This is a genomic window from Streptomyces sp. CC228A, assembly GCF_021390935.1.
In the GTDB taxonomy this organism is placed as follows: Bacteria; Actinomycetota; Actinomycetes; order Streptomycetales; family Streptomycetaceae; genus Streptomyces.
The window spans coordinates 150818-171507 of record NZ_JAJPUI010000006.1; the positions used below are offsets into that span (position 1 = coordinate 150818).

19 protein-coding genes and 1 tRNA gene are annotated in these 20690 nt (G+C 72.5%); 11 read left to right on the forward strand and 9 right to left on the reverse strand.

All coding sequences use genetic code 11. From position 1 onward, the window contains the following. Positions 1 to 20 precede the first annotated feature (20 nt). The 3 genes from L6E17_RS18465 (at position 21) to L6E17_RS18475 (ending at position 4319) form a co-directional block, all read left to right on the forward strand. Positions 21 to 512: a sugar transferase gene (locus L6E17_RS18465; protein WP_236241853.1), complete on the forward strand. Its 492-nt coding sequence runs from the start codon at positions 21 to 23 to the stop codon at positions 510 to 512. Positions 513 to 698: 186 nt separating this feature from the next. Next, a complete protein-coding gene (locus L6E17_RS18470) occupies positions 699 to 2996 on the forward strand; it encodes a (Fe-S)-binding protein (protein ID WP_236241854.1) in 2298 nt (765 codons plus the stop codon). Positions 2997 to 3407: 411 nt separating this feature from the next. Next, entirely contained in the window at positions 3408 to 4319 is a 912-nt protein-coding gene (locus tag L6E17_RS18475; RefSeq protein WP_236241855.1) for a Yip1 family protein, read from the forward strand. 123 nt (positions 4320 to 4442) lie between these two features. On the opposite strand, the gene L6E17_RS18480 is transcribed toward L6E17_RS18475, so the two are convergent. Then, the gene (locus tag L6E17_RS18480; protein WP_236241856.1) at positions 4443 to 4940 is read right to left on the reverse strand and encodes a phosphoribosyltransferase; all 498 of its coding nucleotides are present in this window, start codon (positions 4938 to 4940) and stop codon (positions 4443 to 4445) included. 2 nt (positions 4941 to 4942) lie between these two features. Then, positions 4943 to 5518 carry a dCTP deaminase gene (gene dcd, locus L6E17_RS18485; protein WP_236241857.1) on the reverse strand — a complete coding sequence of 192 codons (576 nt, stop codon included), beginning with the start codon at positions 5516 to 5518 and terminating at the stop codon, positions 4943 to 4945. 468 nt (positions 5519 to 5986) lie between these two features. Between dcd and L6E17_RS18490 the strand changes: the two genes are divergently transcribed. The 4 genes from L6E17_RS18490 to L6E17_RS18505 all read left to right on the forward strand — a co-directional run bounded on the left by L6E17_RS18490 (position 5987) and on the right by L6E17_RS18505 (position 9205). Continuing rightward, positions 5987 to 6060, forward strand: a tRNA-Gly gene (locus tag L6E17_RS18490). Positions 6061 to 6295: 235 nt separating this feature from the next. Next, on the forward strand, positions 6296 to 7534 hold the full coding sequence (locus L6E17_RS18495) for a DUF4365 domain-containing protein (protein ID WP_236241858.1): 1239 nt from the start codon (positions 6296 to 6298) through the stop codon (positions 7532 to 7534). A gap of 306 nt (positions 7535 to 7840) precedes the next feature. Beyond that, the gene (locus tag L6E17_RS18500) at positions 7841 to 8362 is read left to right on the forward strand and encodes an N-acetyltransferase (protein WP_236241859.1); all 522 of its coding nucleotides are present in this window, start codon (positions 7841 to 7843) and stop codon (positions 8360 to 8362) included. A 186-nt stretch (positions 8363 to 8548) separates the two neighbouring features. Then, a complete protein-coding gene (locus L6E17_RS18505; protein WP_236241860.1) occupies positions 8549 to 9205 on the forward strand; it encodes a family 16 glycosylhydrolase in 657 nt (218 codons plus the stop codon). Positions 9206 to 9313: 108 nt separating this feature from the next. Here L6E17_RS18505 and L6E17_RS18510 read toward each other — a convergent pair whose 3' ends face one another. Beyond that, positions 9314 to 10333 (reverse strand): hemolysin family protein, encoded by a 1020-nt coding sequence (locus tag L6E17_RS18510; RefSeq protein ID WP_236241861.1) that lies wholly within the window; start codon positions 10331 to 10333, stop codon positions 9314 to 9316. Continuing rightward, positions 10330 to 11640: a hemolysin family protein gene (locus L6E17_RS18515; RefSeq protein ID WP_236241862.1), complete on the reverse strand. Its 1311-nt coding sequence runs from the start codon at positions 11638 to 11640 to the stop codon at positions 10330 to 10332. The genes L6E17_RS18510 and L6E17_RS18515 overlap by 4 nt, the downstream gene beginning before the upstream one ends. 956 nt (positions 11641 to 12596) lie before the next feature. Here L6E17_RS18515 and L6E17_RS18520 point away from each other — a divergent pair. Then, positions 12597 to 13052, forward strand: coding sequence for a tellurite resistance TerB family protein (locus tag L6E17_RS18520; RefSeq protein ID WP_236241863.1), 456 nt, complete (start codon positions 12597 to 12599; stop codon positions 13050 to 13052). A gap of 41 nt (positions 13053 to 13093) precedes the next feature. Then, positions 13094 to 13357, forward strand: coding sequence for a GlsB/YeaQ/YmgE family stress response membrane protein (locus tag L6E17_RS18525; RefSeq protein ID WP_236241864.1), 264 nt, complete (start codon positions 13094 to 13096; stop codon positions 13355 to 13357). A 236-nt stretch (positions 13358 to 13593) separates the two neighbouring features. Here L6E17_RS18525 and L6E17_RS18530 read toward each other — a convergent pair whose 3' ends face one another. The 3 genes from L6E17_RS18530 to L6E17_RS18540 all read right to left on the reverse strand — a co-directional run bounded on the left by L6E17_RS18530 (position 13594) and on the right by L6E17_RS18540 (position 17041). Then, entirely contained in the window at positions 13594 to 14058 is a 465-nt protein-coding gene (locus L6E17_RS18530) for a CBS domain-containing protein (RefSeq protein WP_236241865.1), read from the reverse strand. A gap of 194 nt (positions 14059 to 14252) precedes the next feature. Further along, on the reverse strand, positions 14253 to 16121 hold the full coding sequence (locus L6E17_RS18535; RefSeq protein ID WP_236241866.1) for a cation:proton antiporter: 1869 nt from the start codon (positions 16119 to 16121) through the stop codon (positions 14253 to 14255). 74 nt (positions 16122 to 16195) lie between these two features. Then, positions 16196 to 17041 (reverse strand): universal stress protein, encoded by an 846-nt coding sequence (locus L6E17_RS18540; RefSeq protein WP_236241867.1) that lies wholly within the window; start codon positions 17039 to 17041, stop codon positions 16196 to 16198. 681 nt (positions 17042 to 17722) lie between these two features. Here L6E17_RS18540 and L6E17_RS18545 point away from each other — a divergent pair. Continuing rightward, on the forward strand, positions 17723 to 18004 hold the full coding sequence (locus L6E17_RS18545) for a hypothetical protein (RefSeq protein WP_236241868.1): 282 nt from the start codon (positions 17723 to 17725) through the stop codon (positions 18002 to 18004). 265 nt (positions 18005 to 18269) lie between these two features. Continuing rightward, a complete protein-coding gene (nhaA, locus tag L6E17_RS18550) occupies positions 18270 to 19607 on the forward strand; it encodes a Na+/H+ antiporter NhaA (protein ID WP_236241869.1) in 1338 nt (445 codons plus the stop codon). Between the two features lie 159 nt (positions 19608 to 19766). Here the strand turns inward: nhaA and L6E17_RS18555 are convergent, their stop codons facing one another. Both L6E17_RS18555 and L6E17_RS18560 read right to left on the reverse strand, forming a co-directional pair. Continuing rightward, positions 19767 to 20249: a DUF5994 family protein gene (locus tag L6E17_RS18555; RefSeq protein ID WP_236241870.1), complete on the reverse strand. Its 483-nt coding sequence runs from the start codon at positions 20247 to 20249 to the stop codon at positions 19767 to 19769. A gap of 185 nt (positions 20250 to 20434) precedes the next feature. Then, complete coding sequence (locus L6E17_RS18560; RefSeq protein ID WP_236241871.1) at positions 20435 to 20647, reverse strand: DUF4287 domain-containing protein; 213 nt, start codon at positions 20645 to 20647, stop codon at positions 20435 to 20437. Positions 20648 to 20690: the final 43 nt, after the last annotated feature.

Consider the following 20690-nt stretch of genomic DNA (forward strand, 5'->3'; position numbering starts at 1 on the left):
CCCAGGGCCAGGTGTTCCCCGTGCACCCGAAACGCTTGATGGACCTGACCGCCGGCGCCGCCCTGCTGGCCCTCGCCGCCCCCGCGCTCGCCGCCGCAGCGGCCGCGGCGGCCCTGCGCCGCCCGCCGGGCGGTGTGTTCGCCCACGAGACCAGGACCGGCCTGGACGGCCGGCCCTTCACCCTGCACACCCTGCGGGTCCACCGCTTCCGGCTCGACGCGCTCTCGCGGCTGCCCCACGTCCTGCGGGGGCAGATGTCACTGGTCGGCCCCGCCCCGCTGGCGCCGGGCGACCCCGGCGAGGACGCGCCCTGGCGCCGCCGCGTACGCCCGGGGCTGACCGGCCTCGCCCAGGTGCGGCGCGGTTCCGGGCTACCGTGGGACGAGCCGCTGATGCTCGACCAGCACTATGTGGAGCACCATTGGATCGGGCTCGACGCGGCCCTGCTCCTGCGCACCCCGCGGGCCCTGTACGGCAGGCGCCGCCCCCGCGTCGGGACGGGACCCGCCTGAGCCCGCTCCGGCGGCCGCCGGAGCCCTCCTGGTGAGGCGCACCTGAGCGACGCAGATCACCGCTACCGCGACTACAGTGCGGCGGAATAACTGGGTACGCTCGGCTGTCGAACCATAAGTTACCGCTTAGTAGTCCCGGATCCCCCGCCCGCAGCAGTCCTCCCTCGCAGGCCCGAGGAGCCCTCCATGCAACTCGCCGCGATCATTGTGTCGCTGACCCTGACCGTGGTCGGCGTTGCGCTCTTTGCCCGAGCGATCGCGAATATCTACCGGTTCGTGAAGCTGGGCCAGCCGGTCCCGGCCGGCAGCCGCACCGACGACCCCAAGGCGCGCACCGTCACCGTGATCCGGGAGTTCCTGGGTCACACGCGGATGAACCGCTGGGGCATCGTCGGCTTCGCGCACTGGTTCGTCGCGGTCGGCTTCCTCACCCTGCCGCCGACGCTGGCGCAGGCGTACGGACAGCTCTTCCAGGCGGACTGGACGCTTCCGGTGCTCGGCGGCTTCCTGCCGTTCGAGATGTACATCGAGTTCATCGGCCTCATGACCGTCGTCGGCATCGCCGTCCTCATGGTCATCCGGCTGCTGAGCCTGCCGTCCCGCGCCGGCCGCAAGTCGCGCTTCGCCGGCTCCAAGGCGTGGCAGGCGTACTTCGTCGAGTACGTCATCCTCACGATCGGCCTCGCCATCCTGGCCCTGCGCGGCCTTGAGGGCGCCATCCACCACGTGGACTCCTACGAGGCGGCGTACTTCGTCTCGTACCCGCTGGTCCTGGCCTTCAAGGGGCTGTCGCTCGGCACCCTCCAGACCGCGATCTACTTCGCCGCCATGGTGAAGATCAGCGTCTCCCTGATCTGGATGATCACGGTCTCGCTGAACACCAACATGGGTGTGGCCTGGCACCGCTTCCTCGGCTTCCCGAACATCTTCTTCAAGCGCAACGCGACCGGCGAGACGGCCCTCGGCGCGCTCCAGCCGATGACGTCCGGCGGCAAGGAGATCGACTTCGAGACCGTCTTCGACGACGAGGAGGGCGCGGAGGAGACCGTCTTCGGCGTCTCCCAGGTCGAGCACTTCTCCTGGAAGGGCATCCTCGACTTCGCGACCTGCACCGAGTGCGGCCGCTGCCAGTCGCAGTGCCCCGCCTGGAACACCGGCAAGCCGCTCTCCCCGAAGCTGCTGATCATGTCGCTGCGCGACCACGCGCACGCCAAGGCGCCGTACCTGCTCGCGGGCGGCGGCAAGACCTCCGAGGGCGAGGAGAAGGCGTCGCAGGAGGCCCTCAAGGACGTTCCCGCCTCCGCCCTGGCCGAGGCCGAGCGCCCGCTGATCGGCACCGCCGAGGAGAACGGCGTCATCGACCCCGACGTCCTGTGGTCCTGCACCACCTGCGGCGCCTGCGTCGAGCAGTGCCCGGTGGACATCGAGCACGTCGACCACATCGTCGACATGCGCCGCTACCAGGTCATGATCGAGTCCTCGTTCCCGTCCGAGGCGGGCACGATGCTCAAGAACCTGGAGAAGAAGGGCAACCCCTGGGGCCTGGCGAAGAAGCAGCGCGTCGAGTGGACCAAGGAGGTCGACTTCGAGGTCCCGATCGTCGGCAAGGACGTCGAGGACCTGTCCGAGGTCGACTACCTGTACTGGGTCGGCTGCGCCGGCGCCCTGGAGGACCGCGCCAAGAAGACCACCAAGGCCTTCGCGGAGCTGCTGCACATGGCGGGCGTGAAGTTCGCGATCATGGGCGGCGACGAGAAGTGCACCGGTGACTCCGCCCGCCGCCTCGGCAACGAGCCGCTGTTCCAGCAGCTCGGCCAGGAGAACGTCGCGATGCTGAACATGGCGTTCGGCGAGGACGACGAGGACCCGGCGACGAAGAAGCCCAAGGCGGCGAAGAAGATCGTCGCCACCTGCCCGCACTGCTTCAACACGATCGCGAACGAGTACCCGCAGCTCGGCGGCGAGTTCGAGGTCATCCACCACACGCAGCTGCTGCAGCACCTCATCGACGAGGGCAAGCTCGTCCCGGTGACCCCGGTCGACGGTCTGATCACCTACCACGACCCGTGCTACCTGGGCCGCCACAACAAGGTCTACACGCCCCCGCGCGAGATCATGGACAAGGTGCCCGGCCTGCGCCAGCAGGAGATGCACCGCCACAAGGAGCGCGGCTTCTGCTGCGGCGCCGGCGGCGCCCGCATGTGGATGGAGGAGCGCATCGGCAAGCGCATCAACGTCGAGCGCGTCGACGAGGCCCTGTCCCTCAACCCGGACATCGTCTCGACGGCCTGCCCGTTCTGCCTCGTGATGCTCTCCGACTCGGTCAACGGCAAGAAGAACGAGGGCGCGGCCAAGGAGCACCTCCAGGTCGTGGACGTCGCCCAGCTGCTGCTCGACTCCGTGAAGACCCCGCTGCCCGAGGGCGAGGGCCCGGAGGCGGGCGAGGCGACGGACGCCGAACCGGAGCCGACCCCGGCGAAGTAGCCGGAAGCACCACTACGCGCGCGAAGCGACGGCCGGGCCCCCCGCAAGGGAGGCCCGGCCGTCGCCGTGCACGGAGCCGGAGGGACGGCCGGGACGTACGTCACCACCGAGACCTGCGGCGTACGGCGGACGGCCGGCGGCCGGGCCACCGCCGCGAGCGGCAGACGGCCGGACCACCGGCCCGCGGAGGCGGCCGCGCCGCAGCAAGTCCTCCCGAGGACAGCACGCGGCAGGGACCTCTCCACGGAGACCAGGCGTACGGCGGACACCCCGGCCCGGCCGCGCCGGCTCCCGCGCCCCCTCGGGAGGACCCCGCCGGGCCCCTTAAGGGATGTCACAGGTCGGCAGCAAAGGGGCGGTGAGACCCGGCCGGGTACGCCGTCACCAGCCGGAGCAGGTACGTTCGTTGACGTGGCTGGATTCAGGATCGGACGCGGCCGGGACAACCGCACCCCGCAACAACACCCGCAGCAGCAGGCGCCGTACGGACACGCGGCGCCGCCGCCGTCGGGCCCCCACGCGCCGCAGCAGTGGTCGCAGGGCGGCGGCCGGGCGTACGAGGAGCCGGAGTACTTCGGCGACCCGCACGCCCCGCACGCGGCCCAGCCGCACGCGCAGCCGCACCACCGGCCGCCGCGCGGCGCGGCCGACCCGTACGCGGCGAACACCCCGGGCCACACCCAGGTCTTCAGCGTCAACGACTCCCCGTACGGCCCCCAGGGCCCCTACGGCGACCCGTACGGCGCTCCGGCGGGCGACAGCGCCCCCGCGGCCCCGCCGGGCCCCCGCCTGCCCTGGAAGGAGCTCCTGAGCGGCATCGTGCGGCGCCCGGGCCCGACGTTCTTCCAGATGCGGGACCACGCGGTGTGGGGGCCCGCGCTGGCCGTGACCTTCGCGTACGGCCTGCTGGCCATCTTCGGCTTCGACAAGGCGCGCGAGGAAGCGGTCAACGCGACGATCTCCAGCGCGATCCCGTACGTCCTGCTCACCGGCGCGATGATGGTGGTCGGCGGCGTCATCCTCGGCGCGGTCACGCACACGCTGGCACGCCAGCTGGGCGGCACCGGGGCCTGGCAGCCGACGGTGGGCCTGTCCATGCTGATCATGTCGATGACGGACGCCCCGCGCCTGCTCTTCGCGGTCTTCCTCGGCGGCGAGAACATCCTCGTCCAGGTCGTCGGCTGGCTGTCGTGGCTGGCGGCGGGCGCCCTCTTCACCTCCATGGTCAGCAAGTCCCACGACCTGCCGTGGCCGAAGGCGCTGGGCGCCTCCGCGATCCAGCTCGTGGCGCTGCTGTCCCTGGTCAAGCTCGGCACGCTGTAACCGGCGGGGCCGCCGGCCACGGAGAAGAAGCCCCGGCCACGGAAAAGAAGCCCCGGCCACGGAAAAGAGCCCCCCGCGTCGCGCACGCGGGGGGCTTCTCCACGGCCACCGGGCCGGCCGCCGTCAGGCGTCCAGGACCTGCCCGCTGCGCCGCACCACGGGCCGCTCGGCGCTCCACGGGAAGTTGATCCACTCGTCGGTGCGCTTCCACACGTACTCGCACTTGACCAGGGACTGCGACTTCTCGTAGATCACCGCGGACCGCACCTCGGCGACGTGCTCCAGGCAGAAGTCGTGCACGAGCTTCAGCGTCTTCCCGGTGTCCGCCACGTCGTCGGCGATGAGCACCTTCTTGTTGCTGAAATCGATCGCGTTCGGCACCGGAGCCAGCATGACGGGCATTTCCAGGGTGGTGCCCACGCCGGTGTAGAACTCGACGTTCACCAGGTGGATGTTCTTGCAGTCCAGGGCGTAGGCGAGACCGCCGGCGACGAAGACCCCGCCGCGGGCGATGCTCAGCACGACATCCGGCTCGTACCCGTCGTCGGCGACGGTCTGCGCCAGCTCGCGCACCGCGCGGCCGAACCCCTCGTACGTCAAGTTCTCCCGTACAGCACTCATGCTCACACCTGCGTCCGATGGAAGTTCTGGAAGGACCGCGAAGCCGTGGGCCCGCGCTGCCCCTGGTAGCGCGACCCGTACCGCTCGCTGCCGTACGGGAACTCGGCCGGCGAGCTGAGCCGGAACATGCAGAGCTGCCCGATCTTCATTCCCGGCCACAGTTTGATCGGCAGAGTCGCCAGATTGGACAGTTCCAGCGTGACGTGTCCGGAGAAACCCGGATCGATGAACCCGGCGGTCGAATGGGTGACGAGCCCGAGCCGCCCGAGGGAGCTCTTCCCCTCCAGGCGGGACGCGATGTCGTCGGGCAGCGAAATGACCTCGTACGTCGAGGCCAGCACGAACTCCCCGGGGTGCAGGATGAACGCCTCGTCCCCCTCCGGCTCGACCAGCCGGGTGAGATCGGCCTGCTCCACGGCGGGGTCGATGTGCGGGTAGCGGTGATTCTCGAACACCCGGAAAAAGCGGTCGAGCCGCACGTCGATGCTCGAAGGCTGCACCATGGATTCGTCGTACGGATCGATGCGCACGCGCCCGGCGTCGATCTCGGCCCGGATGTCCTTGTCTGAGAGAAGCACGCCCCGAGGATACGCAGAGCGCGCGGCCCCGCCCCAATCGGACGGCCACCGCGCGCTGACCCGCATACCGCTCCCGCTACCGCTGCTGCGCCCCCACGGGCACGGCGTGCCGCAGCCGCGCACACCGAGGACAACGAATCAGCCGCCCGGGCCCGATCCGCCCGGCGCCGAGCTGCTGCATCGGAAACGAAGCGGTGCTGAAGACGTGCCCTTCGGCACAGCGGACGACGGTGCGCTCCATGGAGTCCATCAAGCCCTTTCCCCAAAGCCGTGAACGAGACAGCCACATTAGGGGATGAACGGGACACCGCTCCAGGCACCACTCCGGCCGCCACCCTACGCCCCAACTCCCGCGCCCAGGACGGGCCCCACCCCCGCCCACCAACACGAAAACCCCCGGCTCGACACACCGAGGGCCTGCAATGGGGTACAGTGAGCGACGATGCGGCACGGATCTCCGGCCGCTGTGCGGGTGTAGTTTAATGGTAGAACATGAGCTTCCCAAGCTCAGAGCGCGGGTTCGATTCCCGTCACCCGCTCCATAGCGAGCCCCAGGTCGGCGACCTGGGGCTTGTTCGTTGTCTAGACCTGACAGGCGCCTCACACCACATGCGCACCGCCTGCGCCCCCGCCTGCTCGCGCCCCGGCGTGGCCACACCCCAGCGGCTTGGTCGTCCGCCCGTTTCCGCGGTGCGATGTCAGAGGCGTGGTGCAAGGTGACGGACGGCGGCGCTGTCACGGCCCGCCAGGGCAGGTGAGGAACCCCTGGAGAGTGGCATGCCGAAGATCCCCAAAGGGCGGCGCGTGGGTCAGGCTGCGGTGAACGCGCTGCGCGCGCTGCTCGAGGAGCACGATCACATCGTGCAGGAGATATCCGGGAAGAACGACTTCGGTGAGGACTTCTACGTCACCTTCACCGATGACGGGGAGGTCACGAGCGACACGATCAAGGTCCAGGTCAAGGGTGGGGAAAGCTGGCGGCGAGGAAACGGCTACGCGGTGCCTGTCGACCGACACGGCGACACCTGGGCAGAGGGCAACATCCCTGTCTACTGCGTGGTGTACGACCCGAACACCAAGAACTTGTACTGGGCGAACGCCACCCAACAACTCCGTCGCTTCGGCCCCTTCAATCCACCACGCTTCATCGGTATCAGCCCCAACGCAGTGCTGGACGACACCGCCATGGAGTCGTTCGTCGGCCAGGCACGCCGCTACGTCGGGCGCTTCCGGGGCCGGCAGGCCGCCCTCACCCACCTCGGGGAAATGTCCGGAACGGAATTCGACCCAGCAGATCACGTTCTGCACTTCGTCAATGGTGACGACGACGACCTCATCTTCTGGAAGCGCCCGGGCGACGCAGTGGCGACGCTGCTGCTCAGCGCCCAGAAATGGGATCCAGCCTGGGTCAGCCTGGAGTCGCTGATGCGCTCCGAGGTCCCGATGCCGGAGGACCAGGACGGCCGCGGGCTCCCGGATCTCGATCTGTGTACCGCCGAGGACCTGGAGCTGAGCCGGTCCGAGATCATGTGGGTGGCCGCATGCTTCATCTCCGCACGGCAGGCCGACGAGGGCCCGGAGGGCGACCTCGTCGAAGCTGTCGGGTGCGAGGGGTGTCCCAGTTGCACAGGGGAGGACCCCAAGGAGCACGGCAGCATCGATGCAGACGTCCTCCATGCGTACGTGCTTGCCTGCATGCTCGACCGCATCGAAGCCGAGCCGGACCTCATGCAGCGGTCGATCCTCGCTATGCGAGAGGACACCGATCTGGAACCTGACATCGTCGCCGAACTGGGATCCCTCGAAATCGACCCAGGTGTCGTCCGCCAGGTGAACAGGCTCAGCCGGGCGACGGTGGAGATGGTGGACGACATCGAGCCGGACGCGTACCGGCTGGCCATCCTCTATCTCATCCATCACATCTACGTCGGTGGCCCCTCGCTCCCCCTCGAAGAGCAGGTCCGAATCGTCTGGCGCATCCCCGAGCCCACCGCCCCCCTGTCACAAGCTCGATGAACGCAGAACAGTGCCAAGTAGCCCCCACCCGCTCAGCAGAGAGAGGGATCCGTCCGGACCGTCGCCGTGGGCGTCCGCGCCGGATGGCGATGCCGGCGGCCGCACCGACTGCGGTCGTGCCACGACATGCCAGCCGGCCCAGGCCGCTGGCCCGGGCCTTTCGCTTGTGTGCGGTGGCTGCTGGTGCTTGCTTCCTTCCTGGTGCCGCCGTGCGGAGGCCGCGTGGGGTGGCGGGTCGGCTTTGCCGGGGCGGGGGCTGGGGCGGGGGCTGGGGAAATGCTTTGCCATGGTGTCGCCGGGGGCGGCATGCTCGCGGCTGTGACCGTCCCGTACGAATCCACCGGTGCCGCCGTCCTCGTCCCTGTCAGGGTGCGCGGGCTTCTGGTTGGGGACCTGCCGGCCTGCGCGTGGGCCGGTTCGGCACGCCACCTGCGCCAGGTGGAGCGTGAGCTGGCGCGCGCTGCGGCGGGTGAGGTGGACTACCTGGCCGTGTGCACCCCCGCGGACCTTCCGGTGGCGATCGGCGGCGTCGACTACCAGGTGTCCGCGGGCGCCGGAACGCTGTGGCAGCTGGCCGTGCACCCCGCCCTCCGGTCATGCGGCCTGGGGACGCTGCTGGTCCGCGCCGCCGAGCGCAGGATCGCGGAGCGTGGCCTGGGCAGGGCCGAACTCGCCGTCGAGGAGGCCAACATCCGGGCGCGCGCCCTGTACGAGCGCCTGGGATACACCGCGTACGGCCGCGCAATGGACGCCTGGGACGCGGAAGGCCCTGACGGGTCGGTCCGTCGTCACGAGACGATGTGCGTTCTCATGCGGCGGGAGCTCTGAGGCCAGGCGGGACTCCTTGCTCAGGGGCGCACGGACGCTGTCGGGCATCGGGCGGTGCGGGCCCGCGCGGTGGGGCCGTAGCCCGTTTCCGTGAGCGGGGTGCGACGCGGGTCGTTGCTCGGGCCCGCCGTCCGCCCCGCCGGTTACGGTGCCCTGTGCCCGGTGCCCGCCAGTGAGGAGTCGGCCGTGTCAGCCGTGTTCACCGCCGACTTCGCGTCGGCAGCGCAGTGGGTCGCCGGGCGGTCGTGGGCGTATCCCGGTGGGGGGCCGGTCAATCCCGGGGACGGGAAGCTGGACCACCTCGTCGACGATCCGTTCTTCTGCCGGCGCGGGGCGTTCCGTGCTGCGCTGCGGCCGGACGGGCTGTGGAACACCGGGCTGCTGACCACCGAGGGCAGCCGCGAGGACTTCATGGTGCGCACCGGGGACGTCCTGGAGGCGAGGGTGCGGCTGGCCAGGGCGCTGGGGGCGTGGCCGGCGATCTGGACGTGGCGGGACGGCGGCCAGGAGATCGACGTGTTCGAGTACCACCCGGACAACCCGCAGGTGCTGGAGCTGTCCAACCACGTGAACGGGGGCTGCCACTACCACCGGGATCCGTCCGTCGCCCCCGGGGCGTGGGTGGATCTGCGGGTCGCCTTCGGCGAGCGGTCGGTGGTGTGGTGGGTGAACGGGCGGCGGGTCTTCGCGGACGGTACGGGGGTGGGCGGCGGGTGGGGCGCCCATCTCATCGTGAACCTGTCGGTGTCGGCCGGGCGGCACCACTGCCCGCCGGAGGACGGGGTGACGGACATGTCGTTCCGGGTCGGGCATCTGCGGGTGCACCGCGCCGCCGCCGGCTGATCCGTCCGGGGCGGTGAGTAGACCCACCGCCCCGGACACCCCCTGCGGGAGCAGGACCTGCCCCTTCCGCATGCACGCCGCGGGAGCGGGACCTGCCGGCTCGGGTGCCTACATGGCGCGTGAGCCCATGAGGCGGGCGAGGAGGTCGTCGAGGCTGATCAGGCCGGTCAGCCTTCCGTCGGCGTCCCGGATGACGGCGAGGGAGGCGCGGTGCCTGCGGAGTTGCTCGACCGCGTGGGAGAGGCTGTCCGTGCCCGTCAGCTCCGGTACGGGCCGGGCCAGGCGCCGGGCTGTGGTGGCGCGTCCGCGGGCGCGCGCCACGAGGGCGTCCCTGGCGTGCACCGAGCCGAGGACCGTCTGCCCGTCCGTGACGAGGAGGCGGGCCCGGTCCGCCGCGGTGGCCGTCTCCAGGACCGTGTCGATGCCGGCGTCGGCGGGCACGGTCACGATCCGGTCCGCGTGGACCATCAGGTCGGCCACGGGGGTCTGCGGCTCCGTCAGCGAGCGGGTGATCAGCTCCGAGTCGGTGGCGTTGATCAGACCGAGGCGCTCGGACTCGGCGACGAGGTGGGTGAGCTGCTCGCGGTTGTGGACCGCGGTCAGTTCCTCGCGCGGCTGCACGCGGCACATCCGTACCAGCGCGTTGCTCACCGTGTTGAGGACCCGGATCAGCGGCCGTACCACGGTGACCGTGGCCCGGAAGGGCGGGCTGAGCAGCATCGCGGAGCGTTCCGGGTGGGCGATGGCCCACGACTTCGGAGCCATCTCGCCGACGACCATGTGCAGGAAGACGACGAGGGCCATGGCGAAGGCGAACGCGATGCCGTAGCTGAGCCCGGCGGGCAGGCCGAGCTTCACCAGCAGGGGGTCGACCTGGTGCGAGATGGCGGGCTTGGAGATCGATCCGAGCCCCAGTGTGCAGATGGTGATGCCGAGCTGGGCGCCCGCGAGCATCAGGGACAGTTCGCGCATGCCCGCGAGGGCGGCCTTCGCGCCGCGCTGCCCTTCCGCGGCTGCCTTCTCCATACGGTGGCGCTTGGCGGCGACGAGGGCGAACTCGGCGGCGACGAAGAACCCGCTGGCGGCCAGGAGTACGACGGTGACGAAGAGTGCCATGGGGAAGCTCATGCCTGGACCTCCTCGGCCTGGGAGCGCTCGATGCGGACCCGTTCCGGCACGTGCCGGTCCAGGCTGAGGACCTCGATGGAGACGCCCTCCACGGTGAGCCGGTCCCCGATGGCGGGGAACCGTCCGAGCCGGTCGATGACCAGGCCGGCCACGGTGTCGTAGTCGTCCTCCTCGGGCAGCGCGATCCCGGTGGCCTGCTCGACCTCGTCCAGGCGGCGCCGGGCGTCGACGACCCAGCCCGCCCCGTCGGGCACGGCGAGCCGCACGACGGTGTCGGTCTCGTCCGCGATGTCGCCGACCAGTTCCTCGGCGATGTCCTCGTACGTGACGACGCCGGCGACGCCGCCGTGCTCGTCCAGGACGACGGCGAACTCGTCGTCGCGCTCCCTCATCCGTGCCACCGCGTCCGGCAGCGGCAGCGTGTCGGGCAGCAGCAGCGGACGCCGGGCCGCCTCACCGGCCGTCCTGGTGGCGAAGTCCGCCGTGGGAAGCCGCATCAGCTCCCACACGCCGATGACGCCCGCCACGTCGTCGGGGTGGTCACCGAGGACCGGGTAGCTGGAGTGGCCGTGCTCGGCGATCACCTCGGCGGCCTCCGCCAGCGTGGCGTCCTTGCGGACGAACACCGCGTCGACGCGCGGCACCATCACCTCGTCGAGGGTGCGCTCGGAGAACTCCAGGGCGTGGTCGAGGAGCTCGGCGGTGTCCGCGGGGAGCTGCCCCTGCTCGTGGGACTCCCCGATGAGGTGGCTGAGCTCCTCCAGGGTGGCGCCGTGGTGCAGTTCCTCCACGGGCTCGATGCCGACCTTGCGGAGCAGCTTGTTGGCGGTGCTGTCGAGGACGTGCACGACCGGCCCGACGATCTTCAGGTAGAGCAGCGTGGAGGCGCCCAGGGACTTCGCCAGGCGCTCCGGCACGGCGAGGGCCAGGTTCTTCGGCGCGAGCTCGCCGACCACCATCTGGAGGACCGTGGCGACCGTGAAGGCCAGGATGACGGAGACCGCCGTGGCCGCGCCGCCGGTCAGTCCGATCCCGTCCAGGACGGGCTGCAGCAGCGCCGACACGGACGGCTCGGCGAGGAAGCCGACCACCAGGCCGGTGACCGTGATGCCGAGCTGGGCGCCCGACAGCATGAAGGACAGCCGCTCCAGGACGCGTACGGCGCGGGCCGCGCGCTTGTCGCCCGCTTCGGCCTCGCGGGCGAGCGCGAGCCGGTCCGCGGCGACGTACGCGAACTCCTGCGCGACGAAGTACCCGGTGCCGACGGTCAGGACGAGGACGGCCAGCAGGCCGAGTGCGGCGGTCACCACCCTGCACCGTCCTGACGTGGAGCGGCGGACCCGCGCGGGGCGGCACGGCGGGCTCCGGGCCCTGCCCATGCGGGGCCGGTCTGTCTGGCTGGCACGTCGTGTCTCCTTCATGGTCGGGCGGTACGGGCCGGCGCCGCGGGATGCGGCGGGCTCCGGTGCGGCGGCGCGGATGCGGCGCGCTCCGGTGGGGCGGGCTTCGGAGAGGTCAGCTTCGGAGAGGTCGGCTTCGGAGAGGCGGTGCGGCGGGCCCTTCCCGTACATGCTCCTCGTCAGCCGCCCCGTTCACCGCCAGGCCGCGGCCCGAGTCCCGGGCGGCCGTGCCCCGCTCGCGGACGGTTACCGCGGGGCCCGCCCCGCACCCTATGTTTCTACAGGTGCGTAGACGATACGCCGGGCCCCCGCGCACCTCGCAGCGGTACCCCCGCGGGGCTCGGGCACACGGCCGCCGCCCGCCGGCGGGCGGCGGCCGCGGCGCGCCCGCAGCCACCGGGAGGGGCCTCGCCTCGCTGCACCCGTGGACGCGTTGAGGGGCGCCTCTGAGAGACCGCGTCCCGGAGGAGGGCGCGGCGCCCCTGAGGGCTGCGCGTCGGAGGAGGCCGTGGCACTCCCTGAAGGCGCCTCGCAAGGGGGCGGTGAGTCGCCGCACCGGCCCCGCGGCGTCACGACGGCGGCCGACCGCCCCGCCCTCCGGTGCGCCCGTCGCGTTTCGGAGGCCCGCCGCCCCGAGCCATGTGTCAGCGCGGCGCAGGCGGGCACCAGATCGGGGGATCGGCGTCGCCGTCCCCGCCCGCTCGCCCGCAGGGACGCCACCGCAGCCGAGCCCGTCGACGAAGCCGGGGGCGACGGCGAGGGCGACGGGCGCCGGGACCGGCCTGATAGCTTCGACATGACTGTAGAAGTAATGGTCCGGGCCGGGCAGCTCCCGGCCCGGACCGCCCGACGAAGGAGTTCGCATGGCCCTGTGGGACCGCCTCAAGGAGTCCGCGTCGACGATGCAGACCCAGCTCATGGCGAGGAAGAACGAACTCACCAGCGGCGCCTTCCGCGACGCTTCCATGGCGATGTGCGCACTCGTCGCCGCCGCCGACGGCACCGTCGACCCCAGCGAACGCCAGCGCGTGGCCCAGCTCATCGCCACCAACGACGTCCTGCGGAACTTCCCGGCCGACGACCTCCACCGCCGCTTCGAGGACAACCTGAACAAGCTGACGGCCGACTTCGCCCTCGGCAAGGTCAGCGTCATGCAGGAGATCGCCAAGGCGAGGAAGAAGCCCTCCGAGGCCCGCGCCGTGATCCAGATCGGCATCGTCATCGGCGGTGCCGACGGCGACTTCGACAAGTCCGAGCAGGCCGTCGTCCGCGAGGCCTGCCACTCCCTGGACCTGCCGCCCCACGAGTTCGACCTGTAAGCACCGGCGGGCAGAGCGACGAGACGAAGGGCAGTACGCACATGGAGATCTCCGGCATCATCACCGCCATCATCTTCGGCACGATCATCGGCGCGCTCGGCCGGCTCGTCCTGCCGGGCCGGCAGAACATCGGCTGGCTGTGGACCATCGGCGTCGGCATCGCCGCTGCCCTCGTCGGCACCGCGGTCGCCGCGGCACTGGGCGTCGCCGACACCAAGGGCATCGACTGGATCGAATGGGCCATCCAGATCGGCCTCGCCGCCCTCGGCGTGACCGCGCTGGAGCGTCTGCGTTCCCGCTCCTGACACCCGGTGCGGCAGCCGTGTGAGCGTCGAGCGGCCCACGGGAGGCCCTCCCGGCGGCGCACGCCCCGAAGCGCGGGCCCGCAACTGACAGCGGGAGCCGCCCCGGTACGCGGGGAGCCACCGCGTACCGGGGCGGCAGCCGCCGGTGCCCGCGGCCTCCGGGACCCGCAGCGCGAGGCGCACCGCCGTACGGGCAGGGGGCCGGGCGCGCGGGGACGTGCGGGTCCGGGACGGGTTCAGGGACGGTTCAGGAAGTACGCCATCAGGTGGGCCGCCCTGATCGCGCCGACCGTCCGGGTGCGGTCTCCGTCCGACTCCACCACGGCCACCAGCGGGGTGTGCGTCCGGACCATCAGCGCGGCGACCTCGATGGCACCGGCGGACACACCGACCACCGCGGGCAGTTCACGCGGCCCCCGAACGCTCAGCCACTCGGCGACCGTCAGCCCCTCCAGCACGTCCTGCAGCCGTTCGCCGTCGTCGTCCCGCAGCGCACGCGCCAACGCGGGCTCCCGCAGGGCGTGCTCGGGCACGATCACGCGCAGCAGCTGCGAGCCCGGCACGATCGCGTACGGTCCTCCGTCCCGGTCCACCACCAGCAGCGCCGGGAGCTGCTGCTCGGCGAACAGGCGGGCCGCCTCCTCCGCGTCGTCGTCCGTTCCCACCACCGGGTAGGGCTCGGCCAGGTCACTCGCCCGCATCGGCTTCCTCCGGTCTTCCACGCCCGGCAGCAGGGCCGGGCCTCGTACGTCCTCGGTCGGTCTTCCGCGGCCCGCCCACGGGGCCCGGGTTCGTGCGTCGCTCAGTCCCGCCCGACGCGGAGCGGCCGGCATCCGGCGCTTCCAGGGCGGTTCGAGGCGGCTCCGGGCCGTGGGCCCCGCCCCCGCCGCCGGATTCAAGGCGGCTCCCCACCGTGATCCCCACTTCCGCCACCACGTTCAGGCGGCTCCGGGCCGTGGCCCTTGCCCTGGCCACCACGTTCAGGCGGCTGCCGACCGTGGCCCCCGCCCTGGCCACCGCGTTCAGGCGGCTCCGGGCCGTGGCCCCCACTCCCGCCACCGCGTTCAGGCGGCTCCCGACCGTGGCCCCCGTCCTGGCCGCCGCGGTCAGGCGGCTCCCGACTGTGGCCCCCGTCCTGGCCGCCGCGTTGCAGCAGTCGGTCGAGGGCTTCGGCCGCGGCCGTGGCGGCGAGCGAGTACGGCTGTAGGACGAGGTCGGCTCCCGCGGCGTCCAGTTGCCCGGCGTCGCGCTCCGAGTGGGCGGTCAGGGCCACCGTGCCCTGGTAGTCGTGGTGCCGCAGGCCCTGCAGGAGCGCCTTGCCGGTCTCCGGCAGCGGGATGGTGCTGATGACGCAGCGGGCGCGGGAGAGGGGGAGGTTCTCCAGCAGGTGCATGTCGTCGGCGCTGCCGAACATGGTGGTCACGCCCTCGCGGTCACCGCGCGCCACTCGGTGCGGGTCGAAGTCGACGGCCAGGACCTGGTGGCCGGCTGCGGAGAGCCGGTCGGCGATGGCCCCGCCGAAGCGGCCCAGGCCGTAGAGGATGACGTCGGCTTCCTGCTCGTTCCGCTGGAGCCCCCGCTTCCTGCCGTCGGTCCGGTCGAGCACCGACAGCCGGCGCTCCAGCCGGTCGTAGATCTGGTGGGAGTACAGGATGAGGTAGGTGGAGCCGCCGATGGTGATCAGCCCCACCACGGTGATGAGGCTGACCGTGGCGCCGGTGATGTGGCCGAGGCTGAGGCCGAGGGCGGCGAGGATGAGGGAGAACTCGGAGATCTGCGCCACGGTGAGCCCGGCCAGGAACCCCACCCGCACTGGGTAGCGCATGGCCGTCATGATCAGCACGACGATCAGCGGATTGCCGACGAGCACGAACACGGAGAAGATCGCCGCCTCGACGAGCTGCCGAGACGCGTCGGTGAACTCCAGCCGCGCGCCGAGCTCCAGGAAGAAGAACAGCAGCAGGAAGTCCCGCAGGCTGACGAGGCGGGCGCCGAGCGCGTCCCGGTACGGCGTCGTGGCGAGCGAGACGCCCGCGAGGAAGGCCCCAACCTCGCTGCTGAAGCCCATCCAGTCGCTGAGGGTCGCCACCGACACGGCGTACGCGACGCCGAAGAGGACCAGCAGCTCCTGCGAGCGGGCCACCTGGTGCAGCACCTTCGGCAGCACGTACCGCATGAGGACGGCCACCCCGGCCAGCAGCCCGACGCCCTTGGCGAGGACCAGGGCGACTTCGGCGGCCAGGTTGCCGCCGGCCCGCTGCCCGAAGGCGGTCAGGGCGATCATCACCAGGACGACCACGATGTCCTGGACGATCAGGAAACCGACGGCGATCCGCCCGTGGAGCTGCTCCAGTTCCCGTTTGTCCGAGAGCAGCTTCACGATGATGATCGTGGACGAGAACGTCAGCGCCACCGCCACGTACAGCGCGGTGACCGTGTCCATGCCGAGGCCGACGGCGATCAGATAGCCGATCACCGAGGTGAACAGGACCTGGCCGAGGCCCGTCGCCAGGGCGATCGGCCCGGTGGTGCGGATCAGGTGCAGGTCCAGCCGGAGGCCGACGAGGAACAGCAGGATCGCGATGCCCAGCCTGGCCAGCAGCTCGATCGTGCCGTCCGCCTCCACCCAGCCGAAGCCGGCCGGGCCGACCACGATGCCCACGCCGATGAAGGCGACGATCAGCGGCTGCCGCAGCCGTACGGCCAGCAGCCCGACGACCGCCGAGATCGCCAGGATGACCGCGGTCAGGGAGAAGCCGTGCACCTTCGCTCACCCCCGTCCCGTGCCGGCCGGGCGTCGGCTGCGGCTGCCGCCCGCGAGGGCGGGACGCGATCCGTTCATCCGGTCCCCTCCCTCACCACGAGGACGTCGCACGGCGCACGCCGCATCACGTGCTGCGCCACACTGCCGAGGAACGCGTGCTCCAGCTTCGACCGCGCCCCCGTCCCGAGGACGACCAGGTCGGCGCCGTGGAGCCCCGCCAGTTCCGGGACGGCGGTCGCGGGGGCGCCTGTCGAGACCAGCAGGCGGGGCGGCAGGGGAGCCAGCGACCGCACGAGCCGCTCGGCGTCGGGCCTGACCTCGGCCAGGTACGCGCGCCGCAGCTCCGCCAACCGCTCCTCGCCCACCCCGCGGATCCGCAGCAGGTGCTCACCCGGCACCGCGCACACGTGGACCGCGTAGTGCTCCGCCCCCGGGGTCAGCGCGAGGCCGTACGCGGCGGCCGCACGGGACGACTCGGTCACATCGACCGCGAGCATGACCGTGCGGTAGTCGTCATGGGGCGGGAGCCGCACCACGAGGACGGGGACCCGGCTGGACCGTACGAGGTTCTCCGGGGTCGTCCCGAGCAGCGCGTCCGCCGGCCGGTGCGCACCGTGGGCTCCGACGGCGAGCAGATCCGCCCCGGTGCGCCGCCTCTCCTCCGTGATCGTCGGACTCACCCTGCCGACCCGCACGCCGATGTCCACCTCCGGTCCGTCCGCGTACTGGCGTAAGAGGCCGGCGAGCCGCGTGCGCACCTGCTCCAGCAGGTCGGCGTCCGCCTGCGGGTACGCCACGCACAGGACGGTGACCCGGGCACCGTGCTGGCGGGCGAGCCGCACGGCCCGCCCCACGGCCCGGTTCCCGTACCGGGACAGGTCCGTGGCCGCCAGTACCCGGCGGACCCGCGCCGCGCCCATGTCGACCGCCCTCCGACCCGCGCCGCGTTCGGCACCCTGCCGGCGGGGCGCGCTGACACGTCGCCGCGGCACCGGACCGGCAGCCGCGGGAAACGCCTCCTTGTACACCACCGTTCCCCAGCCCGGCCCGCCCCGCCAGCCGGGAGCGACCGCATGTCCCGGCCCCCGTGCCCGCGGGGTGCCGGACCCGCGCTCGGCCGGTGCCGGGCTCGACGCGGGAGATGCCGGTGCCGGCTCGGCGCGGGAGATGCCGGGCCGGGGCTCGGCGGTGCCGGGCTCGACGCGGGAGATGCCGGTGCCGGGCTCGGCGCAGGTGATGCCGGGTCCGGGCTCGGCGGTGCCCGTAGGGGCGGGTCGGTCCCGTCGGTCTGCGGCGGTCGGCAGGTCCCGGGCCGCGCAGGAGGCGGGCAAGGGCGGCTTCGCTGCCGGAGCCGAGGGCGGTCACGGCGCTTCGCGCCGCCCGACCGGTGTGCCTCCTTCGGGGGACCGGCCGGCCGCACGTGCCGCGGGCCCACCTGCCGAAGTCCCCGGATCGGTCCACGCGCCGACCGGCAGGGAACGCCGCCCGGTCCTACCCTGCGATATGGCGTCAGGCGGGCGTCCGGCATCCGCTGCGCCGCGGAACGCGGCGGGCGGGGGCGGCTGACGGCCTCCGCAGCGTCCTTCTTCAGGAGGTATCACATGACCGATCACGAACCTCTGCCCCCGGCGGAGCACGCGGAGGTGCGGATCGTGGCCGCGACGCCGGAGGTCGCCCGCCGGGTGGCGACGGTGCTGCGCCGCTGCTTCGCCGCGACGGAGCAGCGCAGTTTCCCGGCCGGGACCGAAGGGGGCACGCGGCTGCACCTCACCATCGACACCGGGCACGCGGCGGAACCGGCCCGGTCCTGGCTCGACAGCAGCCGCGCGCCCTTCGACGAGGAGGACGGGGAGGGCGGCGAGGACGGCGAGGACGGCGCCTGACCCGCACCGGTGCCGGCCCCGGCGCTCTCGAAGCCGACCACCGACCGCCGACCGCCGACTGCCGACTGCCGGCCGCCGACCGGTCCCGGGGGCCCGCGGTCCCCGCGTGCGGCTCCTCGCGGGGGCCGGGGCGGGCGGTACCGCGGAGGCCGCGGTCCGGGCGCCCGGCGCGTACGGCGAGGCCGGCACGCCGACCGCCACGGATACCCCGGCCGCCGGGCGCGGCGGCGCGCCCGTGGCGCGTCCGGTGCGGAAAGCTTGCCCCATGGCCGGCAGCACCCGCGAACCGTTCGTCTTCCCCGGTCTGCCGCCCTGGCCGGAGCAGACGCGCCTCGCGCGGGCACTGCGGACGGAGACCGTCGGGGGGCTGATCCTGCTGGTGGCGGCGGGGGCCGCGCTGGTCTGGGCGAACAGCCCGGCACGCGACGCCTACGCCGCGGTGCGCGACACCGGCTTCGGCATCCCCGCGCTGGGGCTGGAGCTGTCGGTGGCGCACTGGACGGCCGACGGGCTTCTGACCGTGTTCTTCCTCGTCGCGGGCATCGAGCTGAAGCGGGAGCTCGTGGCGGGGCAGCTGAGTTCCGTGCCCACCGCGGTGCTGCCGGTGGTGGCCGCCGTGTGCGGCATGGCCGTACCGGCGGCGGTCTACGTCGCCACGGTCGCTGTCGGCGGGGGCAGCCTGGACGGCTGGGCCGTGCCGATGGCCACCGACATCGCCTTCGCGCTCGCGGTCCTCGCCGTACTGAACACCCACCTGCCCACGGCCCTGCGGGCGTTCCTGCTGACCCTGGCCGTGGTCGACGACCTGGGCGCGATCCTGGTGATCGCCGTGTTCTTCACCGGCGACCTGAAGCCGGCCGCTCTCGGCGGCGCCTGCGCGGGTCTCCTCCTGTTCTGGCTGCTGCAGCGCCTGCGGGTGCGGGGCTGGTGGTGGTACGCGCCGCTGGGGCTGGTCGTGTGGGCACTGACGTACGTGGGCGGAGTGCACGCGACGGTGGCGGGCGTGGCGATGGGGCTGCTGCTGCGGGCCCGTCCGGACCCGGCGAGGGGCGAGGTGCGGTCGCCCGGCGAGCGCGCCGAGCACCTGCTGCGGCCGTTCTCCGCCGGGGTGGCCGTGCCGCTGTTCGCGCTGTTCGCCGCGGGCGTCAGTGTCGCGCCGGACGTACTCGGCGAGGTGTTCACGCGGCCCGAACCGCTGGGGGTGGTGCTGGGACTGGTCGCCGGCAAGACGGTGGGCGTCCTGGGCGGTACCTTTCTGGCCGCCCGGTTCACCCGGGCCCGACTGGACCCGGCCCTGGCCTGGGCCGACGTGGGCGCTCTCGCGGTGCTGGCCGGCATCGGGTTCACCGTCGCCCTGCTCATCGGGGAGGCGTCCTTCACCGACCCGGCCGACACCGGGAGGGTGAAGGCGGCCGTCCTGGTCGGGTCCCTGCTGGCGGCGGCCGTCGCGGGAGGGCTGATCAAACGCCGGAACGTCGTCTACCGCAGGCTGTGGGAGGCGGAGCACGTCGACGCGGACGCCGACGGCATCCCCGACGTGTACCAGCGGGATACGGGCGTGCCGCCGGAGGACGACGGCGCGGGCGGCCCGCGGGACCGGTGAGCTGCGGCCGTGCCGGCCGGACCGCGCCCGCATGGGCGTCCGTGCGGTCACACGGGCCCTGTCGCACCCCCGCAAGCGGGCGGGCGGTGGCCGCACCACGGATGACGCCGCTCCCCCCGTGGTCGAGTGGCGCGGAGGACGCCGCGGCCCGGCACGGCGTCAGGCGCCGTGTGCGCCACCGGTGTCGATGAGGATCTGCCCGGCCCCCGTGACGTTGTCGGCGCGGAGGGCCTGGGCGATCGCCGCCCGTGCCGCTGCCGGTTCCGCGTGGGGCGGCACGACCAGCAGCGAGAAGTGGTCCCGGTCGCCTCGTGTGATCAGGACCGTGTCGTCGCCCACGGGGAACGACTCGATGTGCACCACCCGGTCGTCGATGACCAGGCGCACCGGCAGCTCGTCCCAGGCCGCGGCGTCCAGCCCGACGCGGGTGACCGGTCCGAGGTGTGCGGACAGGGCGCTCACGAGGGCGGGCAGTTCCCGCGCGATGTCGCGGGAACGCGGCCACCACGCCCCGTCCAGGATGCGGTCGCGGGCCTCCGTGGTCTCCAGCCGGAGCAGCGCGGTCCCGGGCTTCACCTCGTGGTGGACGGCGTTCGGCAGCCCGCCGTGGTCGGAGGGCGGGGGCGGGTCGGAGTCGGCCATGTTGTGGTTCGCCCGTCTGCGGGTGCCGGCGCCCCTGAGACCAGGGGCTTTGCACCTCCCACGGTACTCCGCCGCGCGCCGGCACCGGTGACCTCGCCCGGCGGCGCCGCAGTCGTGCGGGGCCGTTGGATGTCCTCGCGGTGTGCGGGGGCCGTCGGCCCTGGTGCCCCCGGGTCCGCGGCCGCTCAGGTGTCCTCGCGCTCCGCGAGGGTGTGGGCGACGAGGGCGTTGGCGTGGCCGTGGCCGAGGCCGTGCGCGGACTTCAGCCAGGAGACCAGCTCCATGTGCCTGGTCAGCGGAGAGGAGCGGATGAGGTCCTTCCATACGGAGACCGGGCGGCCGTACTTCTTCTCGATGGAGGGGAAGTAGCGGGCCGGGCCCTTCACTGCGTCGGTCATGATGTCTCTCTTCCGTCTGGTGCGGTCGGGTGCCGTCGTCGGT